The sequence below is a fragment of the Rhizobium terricola genome, from assembly GCF_012927355.1.
GTDB classification, from domain to species: Bacteria; Pseudomonadota; Alphaproteobacteria; order Rhizobiales; family Rhizobiaceae; genus Allorhizobium; species Allorhizobium terricola.
Genome location: NZ_JABBGK010000001.1, coordinates 1,474,881 through 1,493,217, shown reverse-complemented (window position 1 = coordinate 1,493,217; position 18,337 = coordinate 1,474,881). Strand labels below are relative to the sequence as shown.

The 18,337-nt window shown below is 62.9% G+C and carries 15 protein-coding genes and 1 tRNA gene; 4 read left to right on the top strand and 12 right to left on the bottom strand.

Annotated features, from left to right (window positions below; translation table 11 throughout):
- Positions 1-316: 316 nt before the first annotated feature.
- The 4 genes from HHL25_RS07095 to HHL25_RS07080 form a co-directional block, all read right to left on the bottom strand.
- Positions 317-4,132: a vitamin B12-dependent ribonucleotide reductase gene (locus HHL25_RS07095; protein ID WP_169588576.1), complete on the bottom strand. Its 3,816-nt coding sequence runs from the start codon at positions 4,130-4,132 to the stop codon at positions 317-319.
- A gap of 805 nt (positions 4,133-4,937) precedes the next feature.
- The gene (gpt, locus tag HHL25_RS07090; RefSeq protein ID WP_169588574.1) at positions 4,938-5,435 is read right to left on the bottom strand and encodes a xanthine phosphoribosyltransferase; all 498 of its coding nucleotides are present in this window, start codon (positions 5,433-5,435) and stop codon (positions 4,938-4,940) included.
- 216 nt (positions 5,436-5,651) lie between these two features.
- Positions 5,652-6,494 carry a universal stress protein gene (locus HHL25_RS07085; protein ID WP_169588572.1) on the bottom strand — a complete coding sequence of 281 codons (843 nt, stop codon included), beginning with the start codon at positions 6,492-6,494 and terminating at the stop codon, positions 5,652-5,654.
- A gap of 113 nt (positions 6,495-6,607) precedes the next feature.
- Complete coding sequence (locus HHL25_RS07080) at positions 6,608-7,396, bottom strand: competence/damage-inducible protein A (RefSeq protein ID WP_169588570.1); 789 nt, start codon at positions 7,394-7,396, stop codon at positions 6,608-6,610.
- A 236-nt stretch (positions 7,397-7,632) separates the two neighbouring features.
- Here HHL25_RS07080 and wrbA point away from each other — a divergent pair, with 236 nt between their 5' ends.
- Entirely contained in the window at positions 7,633-8,229 is a 597-nt protein-coding gene (gene wrbA / locus HHL25_RS07075) for an NAD(P)H:quinone oxidoreductase type IV (protein WP_169588568.1), read from the top strand.
- Between the two features lie 144 nt (positions 8,230-8,373).
- Positions 8,374-8,625, top strand: coding sequence for a PilZ domain-containing protein (locus HHL25_RS07070; protein WP_169588566.1), 252 nt, complete (start codon positions 8,374-8,376; stop codon positions 8,623-8,625).
- Positions 8,626-8,660: 35 nt separating this feature from the next.
- Here the strand turns inward: HHL25_RS07070 and HHL25_RS07065 are convergent, their stop codons facing one another.
- From HHL25_RS07065 to HHL25_RS07045, 5 genes are all read right to left on the bottom strand, one after another.
- On the bottom strand, positions 8,661-9,698 hold the full coding sequence (locus HHL25_RS07065) for an ABC transporter ATP-binding protein (protein ID WP_169588564.1): 1,038 nt from the start codon (positions 9,696-9,698) through the stop codon (positions 8,661-8,663).
- Complete coding sequence (locus tag HHL25_RS07060) at positions 9,695-10,606, bottom strand: ABC transporter permease (protein ID WP_169588562.1); 912 nt, start codon at positions 10,604-10,606, stop codon at positions 9,695-9,697. The genes HHL25_RS07065 and HHL25_RS07060 overlap by 4 nt, the downstream gene beginning before the upstream one ends.
- Positions 10,594-11,529 carry a hypothetical protein gene (locus tag HHL25_RS07055; protein WP_169588560.1) on the bottom strand — a complete coding sequence of 312 codons (936 nt, stop codon included), beginning with the start codon at positions 11,527-11,529 and terminating at the stop codon, positions 10,594-10,596. Before HHL25_RS07055 ends, HHL25_RS07060 begins: the two co-directional genes overlap by 13 nt.
- Positions 11,529-12,650, bottom strand: a complete 1,122-nt coding sequence (locus tag HHL25_RS07050; RefSeq protein ID WP_169588558.1) for an ABC transporter substrate-binding protein — start codon at positions 12,648-12,650, stop codon at positions 11,529-11,531. The genes HHL25_RS07055 and HHL25_RS07050 overlap by 1 nt, the downstream gene beginning before the upstream one ends.
- A 283-nt stretch (positions 12,651-12,933) precedes the next feature.
- A tRNA-Leu gene (locus HHL25_RS07045) sits at positions 12,934-13,019 on the bottom strand.
- A 176-nt stretch (positions 13,020-13,195) separates the two neighbouring features.
- Here HHL25_RS07045 and HHL25_RS07040 point away from each other — a divergent pair.
- Entirely contained in the window at positions 13,196-13,657 is a 462-nt protein-coding gene (locus HHL25_RS07040; RefSeq protein WP_169588556.1) for a hypothetical protein, read from the top strand.
- A 98-nt stretch (positions 13,658-13,755) separates the two neighbouring features.
- Here HHL25_RS07040 and HHL25_RS07035 read toward each other — a convergent pair whose 3' ends face one another.
- Complete coding sequence (locus HHL25_RS07035; RefSeq protein WP_169588553.1) at positions 13,756-14,370, bottom strand: hypothetical protein; 615 nt, start codon at positions 14,368-14,370, stop codon at positions 13,756-13,758.
- 72 nt (positions 14,371-14,442) lie between these two features.
- Positions 14,443-15,897 (bottom strand): TrkH family potassium uptake protein, encoded by a 1,455-nt coding sequence (locus HHL25_RS07030; protein WP_169588552.1) that lies wholly within the window; start codon positions 15,895-15,897, stop codon positions 14,443-14,445.
- Between the two features lie 97 nt (positions 15,898-15,994).
- Here HHL25_RS07030 and ilvA point away from each other — a divergent pair, with 97 nt between their 5' ends.
- Positions 15,995-17,245: a threonine ammonia-lyase gene (ilvA, locus tag HHL25_RS07025; RefSeq protein WP_169588550.1), complete on the top strand. Its 1,251-nt coding sequence runs from the start codon at positions 15,995-15,997 to the stop codon at positions 17,243-17,245.
- Here ilvA and HHL25_RS07020 read toward each other — a convergent pair.
- Positions 17,238-18,170 carry an alpha/beta hydrolase gene (locus HHL25_RS07020; protein WP_169588548.1) on the bottom strand — a complete coding sequence of 311 codons (933 nt, stop codon included), beginning with the start codon at positions 18,168-18,170 and terminating at the stop codon, positions 17,238-17,240. The two genes, ilvA and HHL25_RS07020, sit on opposite strands and share 8 nt — an antisense overlap.
- Between the last annotated feature and the right edge of the window lie 167 nt (positions 18,171-18,337).

Genomic DNA, 18,337 nt, shown 5'->3' with positions numbered 1-18,337 from the left:
CATTGCAACCGCGGCTCTGGTCTCGAAGAGCAGTTGACGCTTGCTTAAGAGAGGGCAGCGGATTGATGGCTTCATATGAAGGGTCGTCATCCTCGGGCCTGACCTGAGGATCCACCATCAAGCCCACATCTGGCACGCCGGACGTTCAGGTCATGCCAACGGATCCGGTCGATGAAACGTGGACCGGGAAGCCACGTCGGCCAGCCACGGGGCGCCGCATGACACGGCGATATGGACAGAAAGCGAAGAGGCGAGCCATTGCTGGCTCGCCTCCACAAAGCTGGTATCAAGATGCTCTTCGAGCATCATCAATTCATCAAGAGCACCCGCTCGTCGCACCACACGTGTCGCACTTCTCGCAGGTACCATTCCGAACCATCGTGAAGTTCTGGCACTCGGAGCACATGTTGCCGGTGTACCCCTGCGCGATCGAGCGCATGCGGCGTTCGGCCTCGACCTTCTTGGCTTCCGTCTTGGCGGCGGCGGCGTCGGCTGCGGCCTTGTCGGAGAAGAGGGCGGTTGCGGCCTGGTCGGTTTCGCTGGCGAGTGCCTCGTCGGCGATCTCTTCGGCAAGTTCAGCAGCGCGTTCCTCGTAGTCGCGCTTGAAGGCGACGATTTCCGAGGTCGCAATCGCGGTGGTCACCTCGAGCTTGCGGGCGGCTGAACCGGCAAAGGCCGTGACGCTACCGCCGGACGAAGCCTTGGCGGGGGCGGCTGTTGCCGCACCCTTCGGCTCGGCGAGCGAGCGGTCGACATTGCCGCCGGAAACCAGCGTCGGCTTGTAGCCGCGGGTCCAGCCGGTCGAGATCAGGTTGGTCTTGCCTTCCTGGATACCCTTGCCGAGCGCCGTGTTGGAGAAGTCCGACGTGTCGACATGCGCGAGGTCGTGACGGCCGAGATAGGAGACGGCCAGTTCGCGGAACACGTAGTCGAGGATCGACGTGGCGTTCTTGATCGCGTCATTGCCCTGAACCATGCCGGCCGGCTCGAACTTGGTGAAGGTGAAGGCCTCCACATATTCCTCGAGCGGTACGCCGTACTGCAGGCCGAGCGAGATCGCGATGGCGAAGTTGTTCATCATCGCACGGAAGGCAGCGCCTTCCTTGTGCATGTCGATGAAGATCTCGCCGAGGCGGCCGTCGCCGAATTCGCCGGTGCGCAGATAGACCTTGTGACCGCCGACGGTGGCCTTCTGGGTGTAACCCTGACGGCGGTTCGGCAGCTTCTCGCGGTCGCGCACCACCTTCTCGATGATCCGCTCGACGATCTTTTCCGTGACGGTGACCGCCTGGGCGGCAACCGGCTGCTGGATCAGGTCTTCGATGGCGTCCTCGTCGGCTTCATCCTCGATCAGCGAGGCGTTGAGCGGCTGGGAGAGCTTGGAGCCGTCGCGATAGAGCGCGTTGGCCTTGAGCGCCAGCTTCCAGGACAGCATGTAGGCCGCGCCGCAATCCTCGACGGTTGCCTCGTTCGGCATGTTGATCGTCTTGGAGATGGCGCCGGAGATGAACGGCTGGGCGGCCGCCATCATGCGGATGTGGCTTTCGACCGACAGGTAACGCTTGCCGATCTTGCCGCACGGGTTTGCGCAATCGAAGACCGGCAGGTGTTCGGCCTTGAGGAAGGGGGCGCCTTCGAGCGTCATCGCACCGCAGACATGGATGTTGGCGGCTTCGATGTCCTTCTTCGAGAAACCGAGATGCTCGAGCAGGTTGAACGACATGTCGGCGAGCTGCTCGTCGGAGACCTTGAGGGTTTCCTTCAGGAAGTCGGCGCCGAGCGTCCACTGGTTGAACACGAACTTGATGTCGAAGGCGGCCTTCAGCGCGCCGTTGACGGCTTCGATCTTCTCGTCGGTGAAGCCCTTGGCCTTCAGCGTCGAGGGGTTGACGCCCGGCGCCTGGTTCAGGTTGCCGTGGCCGACGGCATAGGCGTCGATCTCGGCGATCTGGCTTTCCGAATAGCCGAGCGTGCGCAGCGCTTCCGGAACGGCAGCGTTGATGATCTTGAAGTAGCCGCCGCCGGCGAGCTTCTTGAACTTCACGAGAGCGAAGTCGGGCTCGATGCCGGTGGTGTCGCAGTCCATGACGAGGCCGATCGTGCCGGTCGGCGCGATGACCGAGACCTGCGCGTTGCGGTAGCCGTGCTTCTCGCCGAGCTCGAGCGCCTTGTCCCAGGCGGCGGTCGCATGGGCGATCAGCGCCGGATCGGTGCAGTCCGAATGGATGAGCGCGACCGGATCGACCGACAGGCCTTCATAGCCGGCGGTCTGGCCGTGAGCGGCGCGGCGATGGTTGCGGATGACCCGCAGCATGTTGTCGCGGTTCGGTGCATAGCCCGGGAACGGGCCGAGTTCCGAAGCGATCTCGGCAGAGGTCGCATAGGAGACGCCCGTCATGATGGCGGTCAGCGCACCACCGATGGCACGGCCTTCGGCGGAGTCGTAGGGAATGCCGGACGACATCAGCAGGCCGCCGATATTGGCGTAGCCGAGGCCGAGCGTGCGGTATTCATAGGACAGTTCGGCAATCTGGCGCGACGGGAACTGGGCCATCATCACCGAGATTTCGAGGACCACGGTCCACAGGCGGACGGCATGCTCGTAGTCGCCGATGTTGATCTTCTTGGTTGCCGCATCCTTGAACTGCAGGAGGTTGAGCGAAGCAAGGTTGCAGGCCGTGTCGTCGAGGAACATGTATTCCGAGCACGGGTTCGACGCGCGGATCGAGCCGGCGGCCGGGCAGGTGTGCCAGTCGTTCATCGTCGTGTTGAAGTGCAGGCCCGGATCGGCCGATGCCCAGGCGGCATAGGAGATCTGTTCCCAGAGCGCGCGGGCCTTCAGCGTCTTCATGACCTTGCCGTCCTTGCGGGCGGTCAGGTGCCAGTCACCGTCATTCTCGACGGCGCGCAGGAAATCGTCCTTGAGCGAGACGGAGTTGTTGGAATTCTGGCCCGAAACGGTGAGATAGGCTTCCGAATCCCAGTCGGTGTCGTAAGTCTTGAACTCGAGGTCCTTGTAGCCCTGCTGGGCGAACTGGATGACGCGCTTGACGTAGTTTTCCGGAACCTGATCCTTCTTGGCGGCGCGGATCTCGCGCTTCAGTGCCGGGTTCTGGTTCGGGTCGAAGCAGGCGTCGTTGTCGGCCGTGCAGTTGACGCAGGCCTTCATGATCGCCTTGAGGTGACGGGCGACGATCTTCGAGCCGGTGACGAGCGCTGCGACCTTCTGCTCTTCCTTGACCTTCCAGTTGATGTATTCCTCGATATCCGGATGGTCGATATCGACCACCACCATCTTGGCGGCGCGGCGCGTCGTGCCGCCCGACTTGATCGCGCCGGCGGCGCGGTCGCCGATCTTGAGGAAGCTCATCAGGCCGGACGAGCGGCCGCCGCCGGACAGCTTTTCGCCTTCGCCGCGCAGATAGGAGAAGTTCGAGCCGGTGCCGGAGCCGTACTTGAAGAGGCGGGCTTCGCGAACCCACAGGTCCATGATGCCGCCTTCGTTGACGAGGTCGTCGCCGACGGACTGGATGAAGCAGGCATGTGGCTGCGGATGCTCATAGGCCGACTTCGACTTGACGAGCTTGCCGGTGAAGGGGTCGACATAGAAGTGGCCCTGGCCGGGACCGTCGATGCCATAGGCCCAGTGCAGGCCGGTGTTGAACCACTGCGGCGAGTTCGGGGCGACCCGCTGCGTGGCCAGCATGTAGGCGAGTTCGTCACGGAAGGTCAGCGCATCTTCTTCCGAGGTGAAATACTTGCCCTTCCAGCCCCAGTAGGTCCAGGTGCCGGCGAGACGGTCGAAGACCTGACGGGCGTCGGTTTCCGAGCCGAAGCGCTCGTTTTCCGGAAGTGCGGCCAGCGCCTTTTCGTCGGGCACGGAGCGCCACAGGAAAGACGGTACGTCGTTTTCCTCGACCTTCTTGAGGACCTTCGGTACGCCGGCCTTGCGGAAATACTTCTGCGCCAGGATGTCGGCCGCGACCTGGCTGAACTGGGCCGGCACGTCGATGTCGGCGAGCCGGAAGACGATCGAACCATCGGGGTTCTTGATCTCGCTCACCGCCTTGCGGAATTCGATCTCCGCATATGGCGATTGGCCCGGCTTGGTGAAACGTCTTTCAATGCGCATCGTCGTCCCTCGTATCTCAAGCGCCAATCGGCGCAAAAAGCCCCGTCCCGCCACACGTGTCTAAGCGCGCAGCCGGCCATCTGTCTCGTCCGTCGGGTGATTCATCCGGAGATGATGACCCTGTATCTTGTGCTGATTATGGCTGCAAGCCTACAATATATAGTATTAACACTTTGTTGCCGCCAGTCCCCACATCTTGTTTCGGCAGCCTTGAACCGCGCAAAAATGCCGCCGGGCTTAAGGCTGATCATGGCCCGGACCCGTGCATACGCCTCGCGATTTTCAGGAGTGAACCGGCCTCGTTATGTCCGGTTCAGTCGCCGCCGCAACATAAGGAAGCATTAACTTTGAAAGGCCTGATTCCGTCAAGGGGTGGGTTATGACGAATTTATTAATACAAGATCTTGTGGTTGCCGGCTGTGGAAAACGGGGAAAGGACCGATGTCGATGTAATCGCTCGACTTTTCGTTTCCGGCCGCATCATGGGCGGCGGTCGCGCCCCGCAACTAGACGTCTCTCATGGACGAAAGGGCACCGGCGGCGACCTCGGCGATGGCCCGGTTCTCCAGCGTTTTAACCATATCTAGAGCGACCGAATCGCCCGACGTCTAATTCCGGTGGATAAGGCCGGTTCACGAAGAGGTCTTGCACTGTCACAAAATGTGTCGGGTGGCAGGCTTTGCTCTCCCTTCGCGGACCGAACAAATTTTCGCGACGGAAACGAAAAAAGGCGCGGGGGGCTCCGCGCCTTCTCTTGGTCGGATGTTCAGGGCGGCGACCTTTGCTACCCGTCGATACCTTGCCTCTAGCCCTTGTGGCCCTTGGCGATCGGTTCCTGGTAGGTGAAGCCCATGTCCCAGGGGAAGTAGATCCAGGTGTCCTGCGAGACCTCGGTGACGAAGGTGTCGATCGTCGGCACGCCGGAGGGCTTTGCATAGACGCAGGCGAAATGGGACTTCGGCAGCATCTCGCGGACTTCCAGCGCGGTCTTGCCGGTGTCGGTGAGGTCGTCCACCACGAGAACGCCGGCGCCGCCATCCGCCAGCAGGTCGGGGGAAATGCCCTTGAGGAGCTGCGTCTCGCCCTGGTTGACATAGTCGTGGCGGGTGGCGATGCAGACCGTGTCGATCAGGCGGATGTTCAATTCTCGCGAGATGATCGCCGCCGGCACGAGGCCGCCGCGGGTGATGCAGACAATGGCACGGAACGACTGGTTGAGGCCGGCGAGCCGCCAGGCGAGCGCACGGGCGTCACGGTGGAACTGATCCCAGGAAACGGGGAAGGCTTTATCTGGCAGGGACATCGATCTGGGGCTCCGCGAAGGCAAGGGGTTTGTCTGGTGGCCGGTCGGCCGAAAACGTCGGGACCCGTCGCTCGTGCCGGCGCGTCAGCGTTGGGGCGAAGGCCAAACGCTAAGCGCGCGGACGAGGCCGCGCGCATGCTGCCCACAAGGGCTTGGGTCCAGTCCGCTGCTATTAGCGGCATTCAGGGGGCCAAGGCAAGGCCCGGCCCCTTGCGCTCAGCGCGACAAGAGCGTGAGTGCGGTCATCGACTCGAGGACGGTGCGGGTCACGCCGCCGAACAGCATTTCCCACCAGCGCTTGTGGCCGTAGGCGCCCATGACGAGAAGATCGATCGAACTGTCGGACAGGCGGTTCTCGATGGCCGCCGAGGCGGGCAGGTGATCCGACTCCTGACGCACCACCGTGATGTTGACGCCGTGGCGGGCAAGGGTCGCCGCGATCTCGGCGCCGGCCATGGCAGCCGACTGGCTGCGGTTTTCCGGCGGATCGACCGAGAAGACCTCGACCGACTCGGCGGCCATCAGGAAGGGCAGGGCGTCGAAAGTGGCGCGCGCTGCCTCGCGCGAGCCGTTCCAGGCAATCAGCACGCGCTTGATCGGCTTCGGCTGCTTCAGGATGTAGGGCACGAGGAGGACCGGGCGGCCGCTTTCGAAAAGGAAGGTCTCGAGGTCGGAGCGACTTTCCGAAAGCACGCTGTTCTCACCCTGAGCGGCGACGACCAGATCGACGCAACGCGCGCTGTCGACGAGCGAGGAGGCGCTATAGCCGGCGGAGGAGACGAAGCTGCGCCATTCAAACGACGTGCCGTTGCGTTCGGCGCGTTCGCGGAAGACCTTTTCGACATCGAGCGTCTCGGCATGCGCCATGTCCTGAAGCGCCTGGACGGTCGACGGATCCGGGATTTCCATCGGTGCCACGAGCGGCACGGTTGCCAGCGCCTCGGCATGCAGCCCGATCACGTGGGATTTGAAATGTTCGGCGAGCGAAATGGAAAAATCAGTGATTTGCTGCGCATTCTTGGTGGTGTCCAGAACGGCAAGAAGTGTTTTGTAGCCCATGATAATTCTCCTCGAGCGGTGACTGAGGCATCCCGCATAAGCAATTAATGGCGCCAATCCTTGGGCCGTTCCTTGACTTCGGTCAATAGCGGTGGCGGCCCGTGATGGCGGCCTCAGGCAAGTTCGCCGGTGTCGAGATCCCTCGGCCGGTTGCCGTCGCGCTCTGCCTCGAGCGCCGAAATCATGGCCTCGACGTCGGCGGCGGCCGCCGCCAGGACGGCTTCGTCACGGGCCCTGACGATCAGCTCCGTCGAGAAGCGCTTGCCGTCGAACTGCGGGTAGGAGCCGATCGAGGTTTCGGGATGATTCTTCTGGATGGCGCCGAGTAGGGTGCCGATGTCGCCTTCGCCGAACGGGCAGGCGATCGACCGGGACAGCATCCGCGTTCCCGCAGGCAGCGTCGAGACGACGTGGTCGAGCATCGCCTGGAACACCTGCGGGACGCCCGCCATCACATGCACGTTGCCGATGACGAAGCCCGGTGCCGTCGAGACCGGGTTGGGAATGTGGCGGGCGCCTTCGGGCATGCGCGCCATGCGCTGGCGCGCCTCGGTGAATTCCATGTTGCGGCGCTCGTACATCGCCCCGAGAAGCTTCATCGCCTCCGCGTCGTGGCGACACGGCACGCCGAAGGCCTTCGAGACCGCATCCGCCGTGATGTCGTCATGGGTCGGGCCGATCCCGCCGGAGGTGAAGACGTAGGTGTATCGGGCCCGGAGCGCGTCGAGGGCCTCGACGATCGATTCTTCCTCGTCCGCGACGATGCGGACTTCCTTGAGGTCGATGCCGGCAAGGGTCAGCACGTCGGCGAGGTGGCCGATGTTCTTGTCTTTGGTGCGGCCGGAGAGCAGTTCGTCGCCGATGGCGAGCATGGCGGCGGTCTTGAGGCTGGCGTCAGTCATGAGCGTATCCCGATCGTTTCGCTGATGAGTTCTAGCGCGTCTCCGGGGCTTGGCAAGGGCTCCGCTGCAGCCTGCCTTTCGTTCACAAAATATGACGCGAATTCGATTGTTCCGTATCCAATAGGTGAACAGTCCGTCGCCGCCGCGACGGCTGGTACTCGATCGGCAGTGAGCTACATCTTGGTCATCAGATTCATCGACGGCGCTCGCCGCGCCCTTGGAACGGAGACAAGAAAATGGCTAAGGTACTGGTTCTCTACTATTCTTCCTACGGCCACATCGAAACCATGGCCTATGCAGTCGCCGAAGGCGCGAAGTCGGCCGGCGCCGAAGTGACCGTCAAGCGCGTTCCGGAACTGGTTCCGGAAGATGTCGCCAAGGCTTCGCACTTCAAGGTCGACCAGAAGGCCGAGATCGCCACGCCCGCCGAACTTGACCAGTACGATGCCATCATCGTCGGCGCCGGCACCCGCTTCGGCACCGTCGCCTCGCAGATGCGCAATTTCTGGGACCAGACCGGTGGCCTGTGGTTCAATGGCAAGCTGGTCGGCAAGGTGGGCTCGGTCTTCACCTCGTCGGCAACCCAGCATGGCGGGCAGGAATCGACGATCCTGAGCTTCATCCCGACCTTCCTGCACCACGGCATGGCCGTCGTCGGCCTGCCCTATGCTTTCCAGGGTCAGATGGGCGTCGAAGCCGTCAAGGGCGGCTCGCCCTACGGCGCCTCGACGATCACCGACGGCGACGGCTCGCGCCAGCCTTCGGAAGTCGAACTGGAAGCCGCTCGCTACCAGGGCGCCCACGTCGCCAAGATCGCTGCCAAGCTCGCCTGAGCCTGAGGTAGAATGCAAGTCGGGAAAGCCGGGGATCTGATCCCCGGCTTTCTTGTGTTGACGGGCAAGAAAACACCCGCGCCGTGAAACGAAAAATTAGCAAATAAGAAAATAACCTCTGAGCGAAATGCAGAGGTGAATGGCATGGAAGAAAGAAGAGCAAGTCCGAGGCTGCGCGCGTTGAAGGCGGCCCGAATCGTGTTGCCGGGTGGCTTTTCCACATTCGACTGCACGGTCAGGAACCTTTCTTCCGCTGGCGCCAAGATCGTGCTGGAAACGACGATCGGCGTCCCGAACGATTTCACCCTCAATTTTGAGGACGGCAGTACCCACGCCTGCGACGTCAAGTGGCGCACGCCCAAGGAACTGGGCGTCGCCTTCAAGATCGCCAGCTGAACGACGGCAGAAACCGCTGCTCCAGACGAACAGTCTCAGGCCTCGAAGACGTGCACATCCTCCGGCGTCAGTGCGACATGCACGGTATCGCCGACCCGGATGTCGGCGACCTCGCGGGCCGGCCAATCCGCCCTCAAATGCACGATCTCGCCCTCCCGCTGCAGCTGAAGATAGAAGCGCGTGGTCTGTCCCTGGAACATCCGGCTTTCCACATAGGCGGGTTCGCCGTGTTCCGCACCGACCCGACGGACGTCCTCGGGCCGCACGAACAGTGCGGCAGTGGTCGCTGCCGGCACGGTCTCGAGCGTCAGCGCCTTGCCGAGGCGGACGCCCCCCTCGACGACCGGCAGCCTCAAGGCATTGCGATTGCCGATGAAGGAAGCGCTGAAGGCCGTGAGCGGTTGCTCGTAGAGCACTTCGGGCGTCGCGAGTTGCTCGATCCTGCCATCCTGCATCACCACCACGCGATCGGCCACCGCCAGCGCCTCGGCCTGGTCGTGGGTGACGATCAGCGCCGTGGTCCTGACCTTCTGCTGGATGCGCCTAAGTTCGTCGCGCAGGTTGTCGCGGACGACGGCATCGAGCGCCGAGAGCGGTTCGTCGAGCAGCAAAACCTGGGGCGAGGGAGCAAGCGCGCGCGCAAGCGCGGTCCGCTGCTGCTGGCCGCCCGAAAGCTCGTTGGGGTGGCGGTCGGCGAGTGCGGTGAGCTTGACGAGATCGAGCAGTTCCTCGACCCGCGCGGCGATCTCCCGGGGGGCGCGGCCACGCACCTTCAGCGGAAAGCCGACATTTTCCGCAACCGTCATGTTGGGGAAGAGGGCGTAGCTCTGGAACACCATTCCGATCGGGCGCTCCTGTGGCGGCAGGCGGGTCACATCCTCGCCGCCGAAGCGGATGGCGCCGGAATCTGGCACGATGAGGCCCGCCAGACACCGCAGCAAGGTGGTCTTGCCGCAGCCGGAAGAACCGAGGATGGCAATCATCTCGCCGGAATGCACGTCGAGAGACAGGCTGTCGAGCGCCCGCTTCGGGCCGTAGGTCTTGCTGACCTCGTGGATGGTGATGGTGCTCATGGTCTTGTCTTCCTGTCGGTGGACACGCCGGGCGAAACGGCCCTGCCGCCGTCGCGCGACACATAGGCGACGGCGGCCGTCAGCACGAGCGTGATGGCGAAGCTGATCATGGTGATCACCGCCAGAATGTTGAAATTGGCATCGGCGCTCTTCAGCATGTTCAGCATGTAGAGTTCGAGAGTCTCGAAGCGGCTTCCGACCAGGATCTGCACGAGCGCCAGCTCGCCGAAACTCACCCCGAAGGCCAGGATCGCGCCGCTGACGATGCCGGCGCTGACATTCGGCAGGATGACATGGCGCAGCGTCTGAAAGAGGCCGGCCCCGCAGGTTCGTGCCGTCTCGGTCAGCGCAACGACATTGGTCGCGGTCATCGAGGCATCGATCGACCAGTAGGCGAAGGAGAAGGCAACCGACACCTGCGCGATGAGCAGAAGGCCGGCCGTCCCCTGCAGCCACGGCGCGAACTCGCCGGTCACCTTGAGCAGGCCGAAGCCGATCACGACATAGGGCAGCGAGAAGGGGATGCCGGCAAGCAGACTGAGCACGGCGCGGATGCGTGGATTGCGGACATGCTGCCAGTAGACGGCCGGTGTCACCAGCGCGACGGTGAGCACGGCGACGGCGACCGCCAGCAGGAAGGTGCGCAAGAGAACCGCGACGAAGCGCGGATCGCGCGCGGCTTCAAGCCAATGGGCAAGCGTGTAACCGTCCGGCAGGATCGAGGTCGTCCAGCGGGTGGCGATGCTGTAGAGAATAACCGCGACGATCGGGATCGCCACGAACAGCAGATAGGTCGTGAGAATGAGCGCCGAGGGCCAGCGGGCGGCAAGGTTGAGGCCGAATGGAAAGGCCCGGCTGCCCGAAAGCACCGGCGGCAGCATCGGTGGTGCGGATGTCATTTCAGCCATCGTGTGCCCCTGCGAAGAATGATCTGGTAGAGGCCGAGCGTCACGCCGGCGGATATCATCAGCACCACGGCATAGACCGGCATGTAGTTCTTGCCAAAGAAGGAGCCGGTCAGGGATTTGGCCATTTCCAGCGTGATGAGACGGAACGAGCCGGGCGCCGACCCGTTGAGCGCCACGGGGAGCCCGTAGAGCCCGACCGCCCAGGTGAAGATCAACAGCCAGGAGCCGATGAAGAACGGACCGAGGATCGGCAGGCCGATATGGCGCCAGAACTGCAGGCGGCTTGCCGATGCGGTCTGGGCCGCCTCCCACCATTCGTTCCTGAGCGCCGCAACCGCCGGCAGCGTCAGAATGACGAAGAGCGGGATGTTCGAATACTCATAGGCGATGACGAGTCCCCAGAAGGCGTTCTGTTTTGGGGGCACGAAGGGAATGCCGAGCGCGTTGAGCGAAAGCGTCACCATGCCATAGGTGCCGAGCGCGGCGATGAAGCCGAAGCCGAGGCCGATGCCGCCGAAATGCGAGGCGACATTGAGGATGCCCATGTTGATGGAGCGGCCGAGCCCCGGCATGCGGGCGATCATGAGCGAGAGCGGTATGCCGACCGCGGCGGCGATCGTCGCGACCGTGAAGCCAAGCAGCAGGCTGCCGGTGATGGCGTCGACGGCGGTCTTGGAGGCGAAGGTGTCGCTCCAGTTCTTCAGCGTCAGGCTGCCGTCGGCGGCCGAAAAGCTCGACAGGATCATGGCGAAGCAGGGGACGAGCAGAACCGTGCCGGCCACCAGGATGAGCGGCATCGCCAGCCCCCAGTCGCCGAGAAGGGAGATGACCGAGAAGCCAGGCGGCCGGTTGAAGCGCACAGGGGCGCCGTCGCCTGCCGGAGCGGCAGGCGACGGACCGTGTTCGATGCGGAGGCTCGACATCAGCCGCCGAGCACCTGTTCCTGCCAGGCGGTGACGATGGCTTCCATGTCCACCTTCGACCAGTCGGCGACCTGCTTGACTTGGGCATAGTCGGCATCCGGCAGCCAGTTGGCCTTCGCTTCGGCCGGAAGGTCGAGATCGCCAAGCACCCAGCGGATCGGGCGCGCGCCGAACTTGGCATAGAGCCGCTGGCCTTCGTCGGAGAGAACGAAGTCGATCAGCAGCTTGGCGACGTTCATCTTGGCGAGGTTGTAGCGGTTGAGCATCAACGCCGAGGGGGCATAGACCGACACGCCGGGGATGACGACCTGGGCGTTGATGCCCTTTTTCTTCAGTGCGTCGGCGGCGGCGATGCAGTTGAAGTCGTACTTCATCTGGATCGGGGCTTCGCCGCGCTCGAGCGTCTGGGCATTGGTGGCAGCCGTCGTGTATTGCGCCGCCATCTTCTTTGCGAACTCGACGCCGGGCGTCAGATCCGTGTCGCTGCCGCCATGGGCAAAGGCCCAGGCGAGGAAGATGGCGATGTCCGTGCCGCCGCCACCGGCCGCGTTCACCGCACCGACCTTGCCGGTATATTCCGGGCTCAGGAGGTCGTCCCAGGTCTTCGGCACGTTCTTGATGACGTCGGCATTGACGACCATGGCGGGGACGCCGGTGAAGGTGGCGACCCAGCCGCCCTTTTCGCCCTTGAGGCCGACCGGAAGCTTGGCAGCATTCGGCGGCATGTAGTCGGGCACCACGCCCTGTGCCTCGGCGACCTTGCCGAACAGGATGCCGATGTCGGCGGCGATCGCCACCGGATTATTCTTCTCGGCGTCGAACTTGGTGATTTCCTCGAGCGAGCTCATGTCGGTGTCGGCATGCTCGGGGGTGAAGCCATTGGCCTTGCCGAGTGCCTGAATGATCTCGCCGTAGTTCGCCCAGCTGTCCGGCATGCCGTAGGTGTTGAACAGCTTGCCTTCTTCCTTGGCCTTTTCGAGGTCCGGAACGGCGGACCAGTCGGCCATTTCGGCGGCCAGCGAAAGACCCGGCAGACCGAGGGCGGCAAGGGCCGCCAGCGAGCCGGAGGCCTTCAGGAGGTTGCGGCGCGAAAGCACACCGGAGTTCGAAATCAGGTTCATCGTAGCACTCTTCTCGACAAATGGGTTGGCCAGCGCGCGGATCGGCGCCGGAAAAGCCGTATGGTTGCAAAATGGTTCGGCGCGACAGGTCGCCCGACATGCACCAGGAGCGTGAGGCGTTCTGTCCCTCCCTGGTGCCCGCTGGCTTGCACGCAGCAAAGCCGTAGCGATCCTTCGTTACGGGTGAACGATGCTTTCGTGATCGTTTTGTGAAGATGAAGGTGCGCACTGGCGCGAGGTCGCGCCGGAAGCGCTTTGGCCGTTTCCGGCAATGTACGGGATTTGGTGCGGACGACGGGGGTCGAACCCGTAAAGCCTAAGGCCGAGGGATTTTAAGTCCCTTGCGTCTACCAGTTTCGCCACGTCCGCGCGCGGCCTTTATGTCCTGCACTTGCGTCTTCGGGTCAAGGGCACAGTGTGCAAAAGCGGCAGGCCGCCGGCGGGGTGACGAACAAAAAATGATGGACGCAAGAACAGATTGCCTTGTTTTGAGGGAATGTTATCGATGGTGCGGGGACAGTTTTCAAAAATACATGGGGGTATTCATGAAGCGCATTCTTTCAGCTGCGACGGTCCTGCTCTGTCTGGGGACGCTGTCGGCAATGGCCGAGGACCGGAGACACGTCTACAAGGACGTGGCCGGCAAGACCTTCGAGGGCCCATGGTGGGACACTCTTGCCTACTGCGCGGGGCGTCTCAAGGTGCTCGGCGAATGGGCCGAGACGGCAAAGCGTCCCGACGCCCAGGCGGTGAAGGATGCCATGAACATTCACTTCGCACTCGCGGTCAATCGTCTGATGGTCGATCGCGGTATTCCGCAGCAGGAGGCATTGGATACCGCCGGCGAAGTGGCCCGGGGCGCGATCGACAGCCAGCGGAGCGCCGTCTTCACCTACATGGCGACGCGCACGATGGACCAGGAATTTGAGAACAAGGTGATGATCTGCGACACGCACCTCAGGGCCTATGCCCAGGAGTTCCCGGGAGACTTCAAGGCCTCGAACTGAGAGATCAAGGATAAGGCGGGCGTCAGGCCGATCGTCTTTCGCCCCTCGCTTTGCCTCAATAGCGTTGTCAGGTCCGCTGCCGGCCAGTTATCGCCGACCTATTTGGCCTTGATCGTGAACGGCTGTTCGAAGGCGGCGAAATGTTTGCCGACATTGTCGTTGACCGTATATTTGATCACGTAGTCGCCGGGGTCCGCTCCCGTGACGTCGAGCGTCAGATGGGTGAAGATCTCCTGGTTGCGCACGAAGCCGGTGAAGGTGAACTCGCCAAAATTCTTCTGGTTGGCAAGTACCTTGCCCCCGGGCTCCGAGATCTCGAAATCGACGGTGAAGTTGGATTGCTGCAGGCCCTTGCCGACCGGCTTCCATTTCAGCCCGATGAGTTCCACATAGGTGATTAGCGGTTCGCCGGGCTCGAAACTGTTGTCCGCCTTGGCGGCATAGGCGCCGTAGGCCTTCGGCTTTTCTGTGACGAACACGGCTTTGCCGACGGTGAAGGGCAGGTCCATGGCGAAGCTGCCGAAGGCGTCGCGAATGGTGTCATAGGCACCCGTCACGTCGCCGGCCGCGGCTTTGTCCTCCGCCTGCCGTGCGGCGTCCACGAGTGCACCGGCCAAGGCTTCACGGGGCATGACCACCATCAACATCGCAACAAAGGCCGCGGCGAGGGCGGCCGATTTTGTCCCCGCGTTCCGAGACGTGTGCCTGCGCATTCCGACGATCCCCTCGATTCACCTCATATGAGCACAGTCGGAAAAAATCGTCGCGCTCGTCAAGCGCTCTCGTCAGCTTCGCCAGAAAATGGGCATCAGAAGCACCAGAACGGACAGGACTTCGAGACGGCCGAGCAACATCATCAGCGATAGCAGGTAGAGCGCAGGCTCATTCATGGTCGAAAAGTTACCGACCGGACCGATGATCGGGCCGATGCCGGGGCCGACGTTCGAAAGACAGGTCACAACGGCCGACATGGCAGTCTCGATGTCATAGCCGAAGAGGGTCATTCCGATGCTTCCGAGCACCCACAGCAAGATGTAGGCGGAAAAGAACAGGAAGACGACGCGGACCGTTTCCTGGTCGACGGTCTGCCGGCCGTAGCGAACGGAATAGACCGCATTCGGGTAGATCAGCCGCTTCAATCCGGTGCTGATCACGCTGAAGATGATGACGAACCGATAGGCCTTGATGCCGCCGGCGGTCGAACCCGAACAGCCGCCGAGAAAGGTGGCAAACAGTGCCGCCATCGTGGCGTAGGGACCCCACAGCGTATAGTCGAGGCTGGTGAAGCCGGCAGTCGAGATCAGCGACGTAAAGTTGAAGAAGCTGTGCGCCAGCGCTTCGCCCATCGGCGTTCCGTTGCGCAGATGGTGGTAAATGGCGACCGAGACGGCAATTGTGAGCAGGTATCCGAGGAAGACGCCGATCTGCGGGTCGCGCAAGGAATCCAGTCTTCCCCTGACGACAAAGACGATCAGAATCGAGAACGGCAGGCAGGAAATCGTCATGAACAGCGTCGATACCCACAGCAGCGTATTGCTCTGGAAGAAACCGAAGGACGCGTCGTGCGTCGAATATCCCGCCGTTGCAACCGTTGTCATCGCATGATTGATGGCGTCGAAATGGCTCATTCCGGCGAAGTCGTAGGAAATCGCGGCCGCCGCCGTGATGCCGACATAGATGGCGATGAAGGCGCGGGTGAAGGTCGCCAATCGGGCGAACGGCTTGTCGTTGGTGTCGGACGATTCCATCTTGAAGAAGGACATGCCGCCGACCCGGAGGAAAGGCAGAACGAAAAGCCCGAGGGCTACGATGCCGATGCCGCCGAGCCAGCAAAGCAGCGATCGCCAGATCAGCAACCCCTGCGGCATCTGGTCCAGTCCGACGATGACTGTTGAGCCCGTCGTGGTGATGCCAGAGATCGATTCGAACAGCGCCTGCGCAAAGGTCAGACCTGGTCCGGAAAACATCAGCGGGATCGCGCCGACAACCGAAAAGACTGCCCAGAGCACATTCACGAGCACGAAGCCGAGCTTCTTGGTGAATGTCGGCGGGGTCCCCCGGGTCGCCAGGGCCGCCATAAGCGAAATGCCGCCGACCATGAAGGCGCAGGTCGCAAAGATGCGCCAGTCGCTACGACCGTAATAGAGGTCCACCATCGCCGGGATCAGCATGGCAGTCGAGAGATAAAGGCCGCAAAGCGCGGCGATGTAGACGATTGGCCGGAAAAGGCTTGCGTTCAAGATGGGTCCCGCTGTGTTTGCCGCACAAAGAGACTTTGTCTCCGGCTCTCGTCTATGCCATAGCGGGAGCCGGTTCAAAATTCAACGGATGGACGTCGTGACGCAGAAGGACGTGGATGCCGCGGTCGAGGCCTTGCGGGAACTGTTCCCCGCGACCCCGCTTCAACTCAACGAGCATTTGAGCGCCCGCTATGGCGCCAGCATCTACCTGAAGCGTGAGGACCTGACCCCGGTCCGCTCCTACAAGATCCGCGGTGCTTTCAACTTCCTGCGCAAGATCGTCGGCGACGACACTGCGGGCAAGACCTTCGTCTGCGCCTCGGCCGGCAACCATGCCCAGGGCTTCGCCTTCGCCTGTCGCCATTTCGGTGTGCCCGGAATCGTCTTCATGCCGGTGACAACCCCGCAGCAGAAGATCGAAAAGACCCGCATCTTCGGCGGCGAATTCATCACCATCCGGCTGTTCGGCGACATTTTCGACCAGTGCTATGCGGCGGCCCGCGAGCATGTGGAGGCGATCGGCGGCTATATGGTGCCGCCCTTCGACCACGAGGACATCATCGAGGGCCAAGCGACCGTTGCCGCCGAAATCGTCGAACAGTTGCCCGACGGCGTGATGCCGGATCTGGTGATCGTGCCGGTCGGCGGCGGTGGTCTCTCGGCCGGCGTGACCGGCTACCTGGCTGACCGTCTGCGGCCCGAGGCCTTCCTGTTTGCCGAGCCCGCTGGCGCTCCGAGCCTGAGGAAGAGCCTCGAAGCTGACAAGGTGGTGACGCTTCCCAAGGTCGACAATTTCGTCGACGGCGCGGCCGTTGCGCGGATCGGCGACCTGAATTTTGCAGCCCTCCGGTCATTCTCCGCCGATCAGGTGATGATCGTGCCGGAAAATGCCATCTGCGTGACCATTACCGAGATGCTGAACGTCGAGGGTGTGGTGCTGGAACCGGCCGGAGCGCTGTCGATCGCGGCGCTCGACCTCATCGGGCGTGACAAGCTGGAGGGCAAGACTGTCGTTGCTGTCGTCAGCGGCGGCAATTTCGACTTCGAACGCCTGCCCGACGTGAAGGAACGCGCCATGCGCTACGCCGGGCTGAAGAAATACTTCATCCTGCGCCTGCCGCAACGTCCCGGCGCGCTGCGCGATTTCCTCAACCTGCTCGGCCCGGACGACGACATCGCCCGCTTCGAATACCTGAAGAAGTCGGCCCGCAATTTCGGCTCGATCCTGATCGGCATCGAAACCCGCGACCGCGGAAACTTTGCCGACCTTTTGGGGCGGTTCGAGGCCGCCGGTCTCGGTTACGAGGACATCACCGAGAACGAGATCCTCGCCAACCTCATCATCTGAAGCTCGGCTGATCCTTCAGCCATGCGATGATCGCCTCTGCGAGCGGCCCGGTCGTTTCCGGCGAGAGCGCGTCTCCGGCGATCACGTGGGACGACGGATCTCCGACGGGGCCGGGGTCAAGGACCGCATGTGCTCCGCCCCAGCGGGCTGCCAGCCGATCGGTCGCGGCCGGATCGACAACCTGATCCCTCGGCGACCGGACGAAAAGGGCCGGGATCAGGATCCGCTCGACCGCGCTTCGACGGGCGTTCGCCGCAATTCGCGCCATCGGCAGGAGCGCCTCGACCGGATAGCTCGTCGTCCAGCCGGCGGCATGGGCCGCATTGATCGGATCAAAGCTCCGCCGTTTGCCGATCGCCAGGCGCGCGAGACCGCAGGCGAACGGCCAGGTCAGGGCGAAGCCAAGCGGATCGGAGATCCGGTAGTTGGGAGAGAGGAAGACGACGGCAGAGATACGTTCCCTGAACCTGTCGAGCGTCAGCGCATAGGTGACGAGTGAGGCGCCGGTCGAGGTCGCCATGACCACGATCCTGTCGCCGAGCCTTTCGCCGACTGCCAGGGCCTCGTCGAGATCGTCCAGCCAGTCGCCGATGTCAGCCTCCGCCATGGCATCCGGCGAGCGACCATGGCCGGCGAGCCGGGTGAACATCAGGTTGGCGCCGAGCGACGCGGCGACACGGTCGGGCAGGGGGCGCAGTTCGGATGGCGAGGCTGAAAAACCGTGCACATAGATGACAGCGATTGGGGTTTTCGCCTTCGTCCGAGGATCGGCCCAGACGATCTGTTTGCGGGCTCCCGAGCGGATGTCGGAAAACTTCGCCTCCGCGGCGTCAAGATAGGCGTCGAGATCGGCGCCGATCCCCGCGGGCGAGAGGCGCGGGCGGGCGCGCGGACGCAGGATGGTTTGGGTGAAACGGTTCGGCATGGGTGGGCCGTTCTTATCGTCGGGGTCCTCATCGAACCTAACCGACCGCTGTGCAAAGGCAAGCCTGCCGAGACCGTCGGAGAGCGGCGGATATCGAGGCCGGAGGAGGGGCATTCGACGTCTTCCCGCAAATCGAGACCGGCGGGACTTTTTCTCGGGTCGGCGAT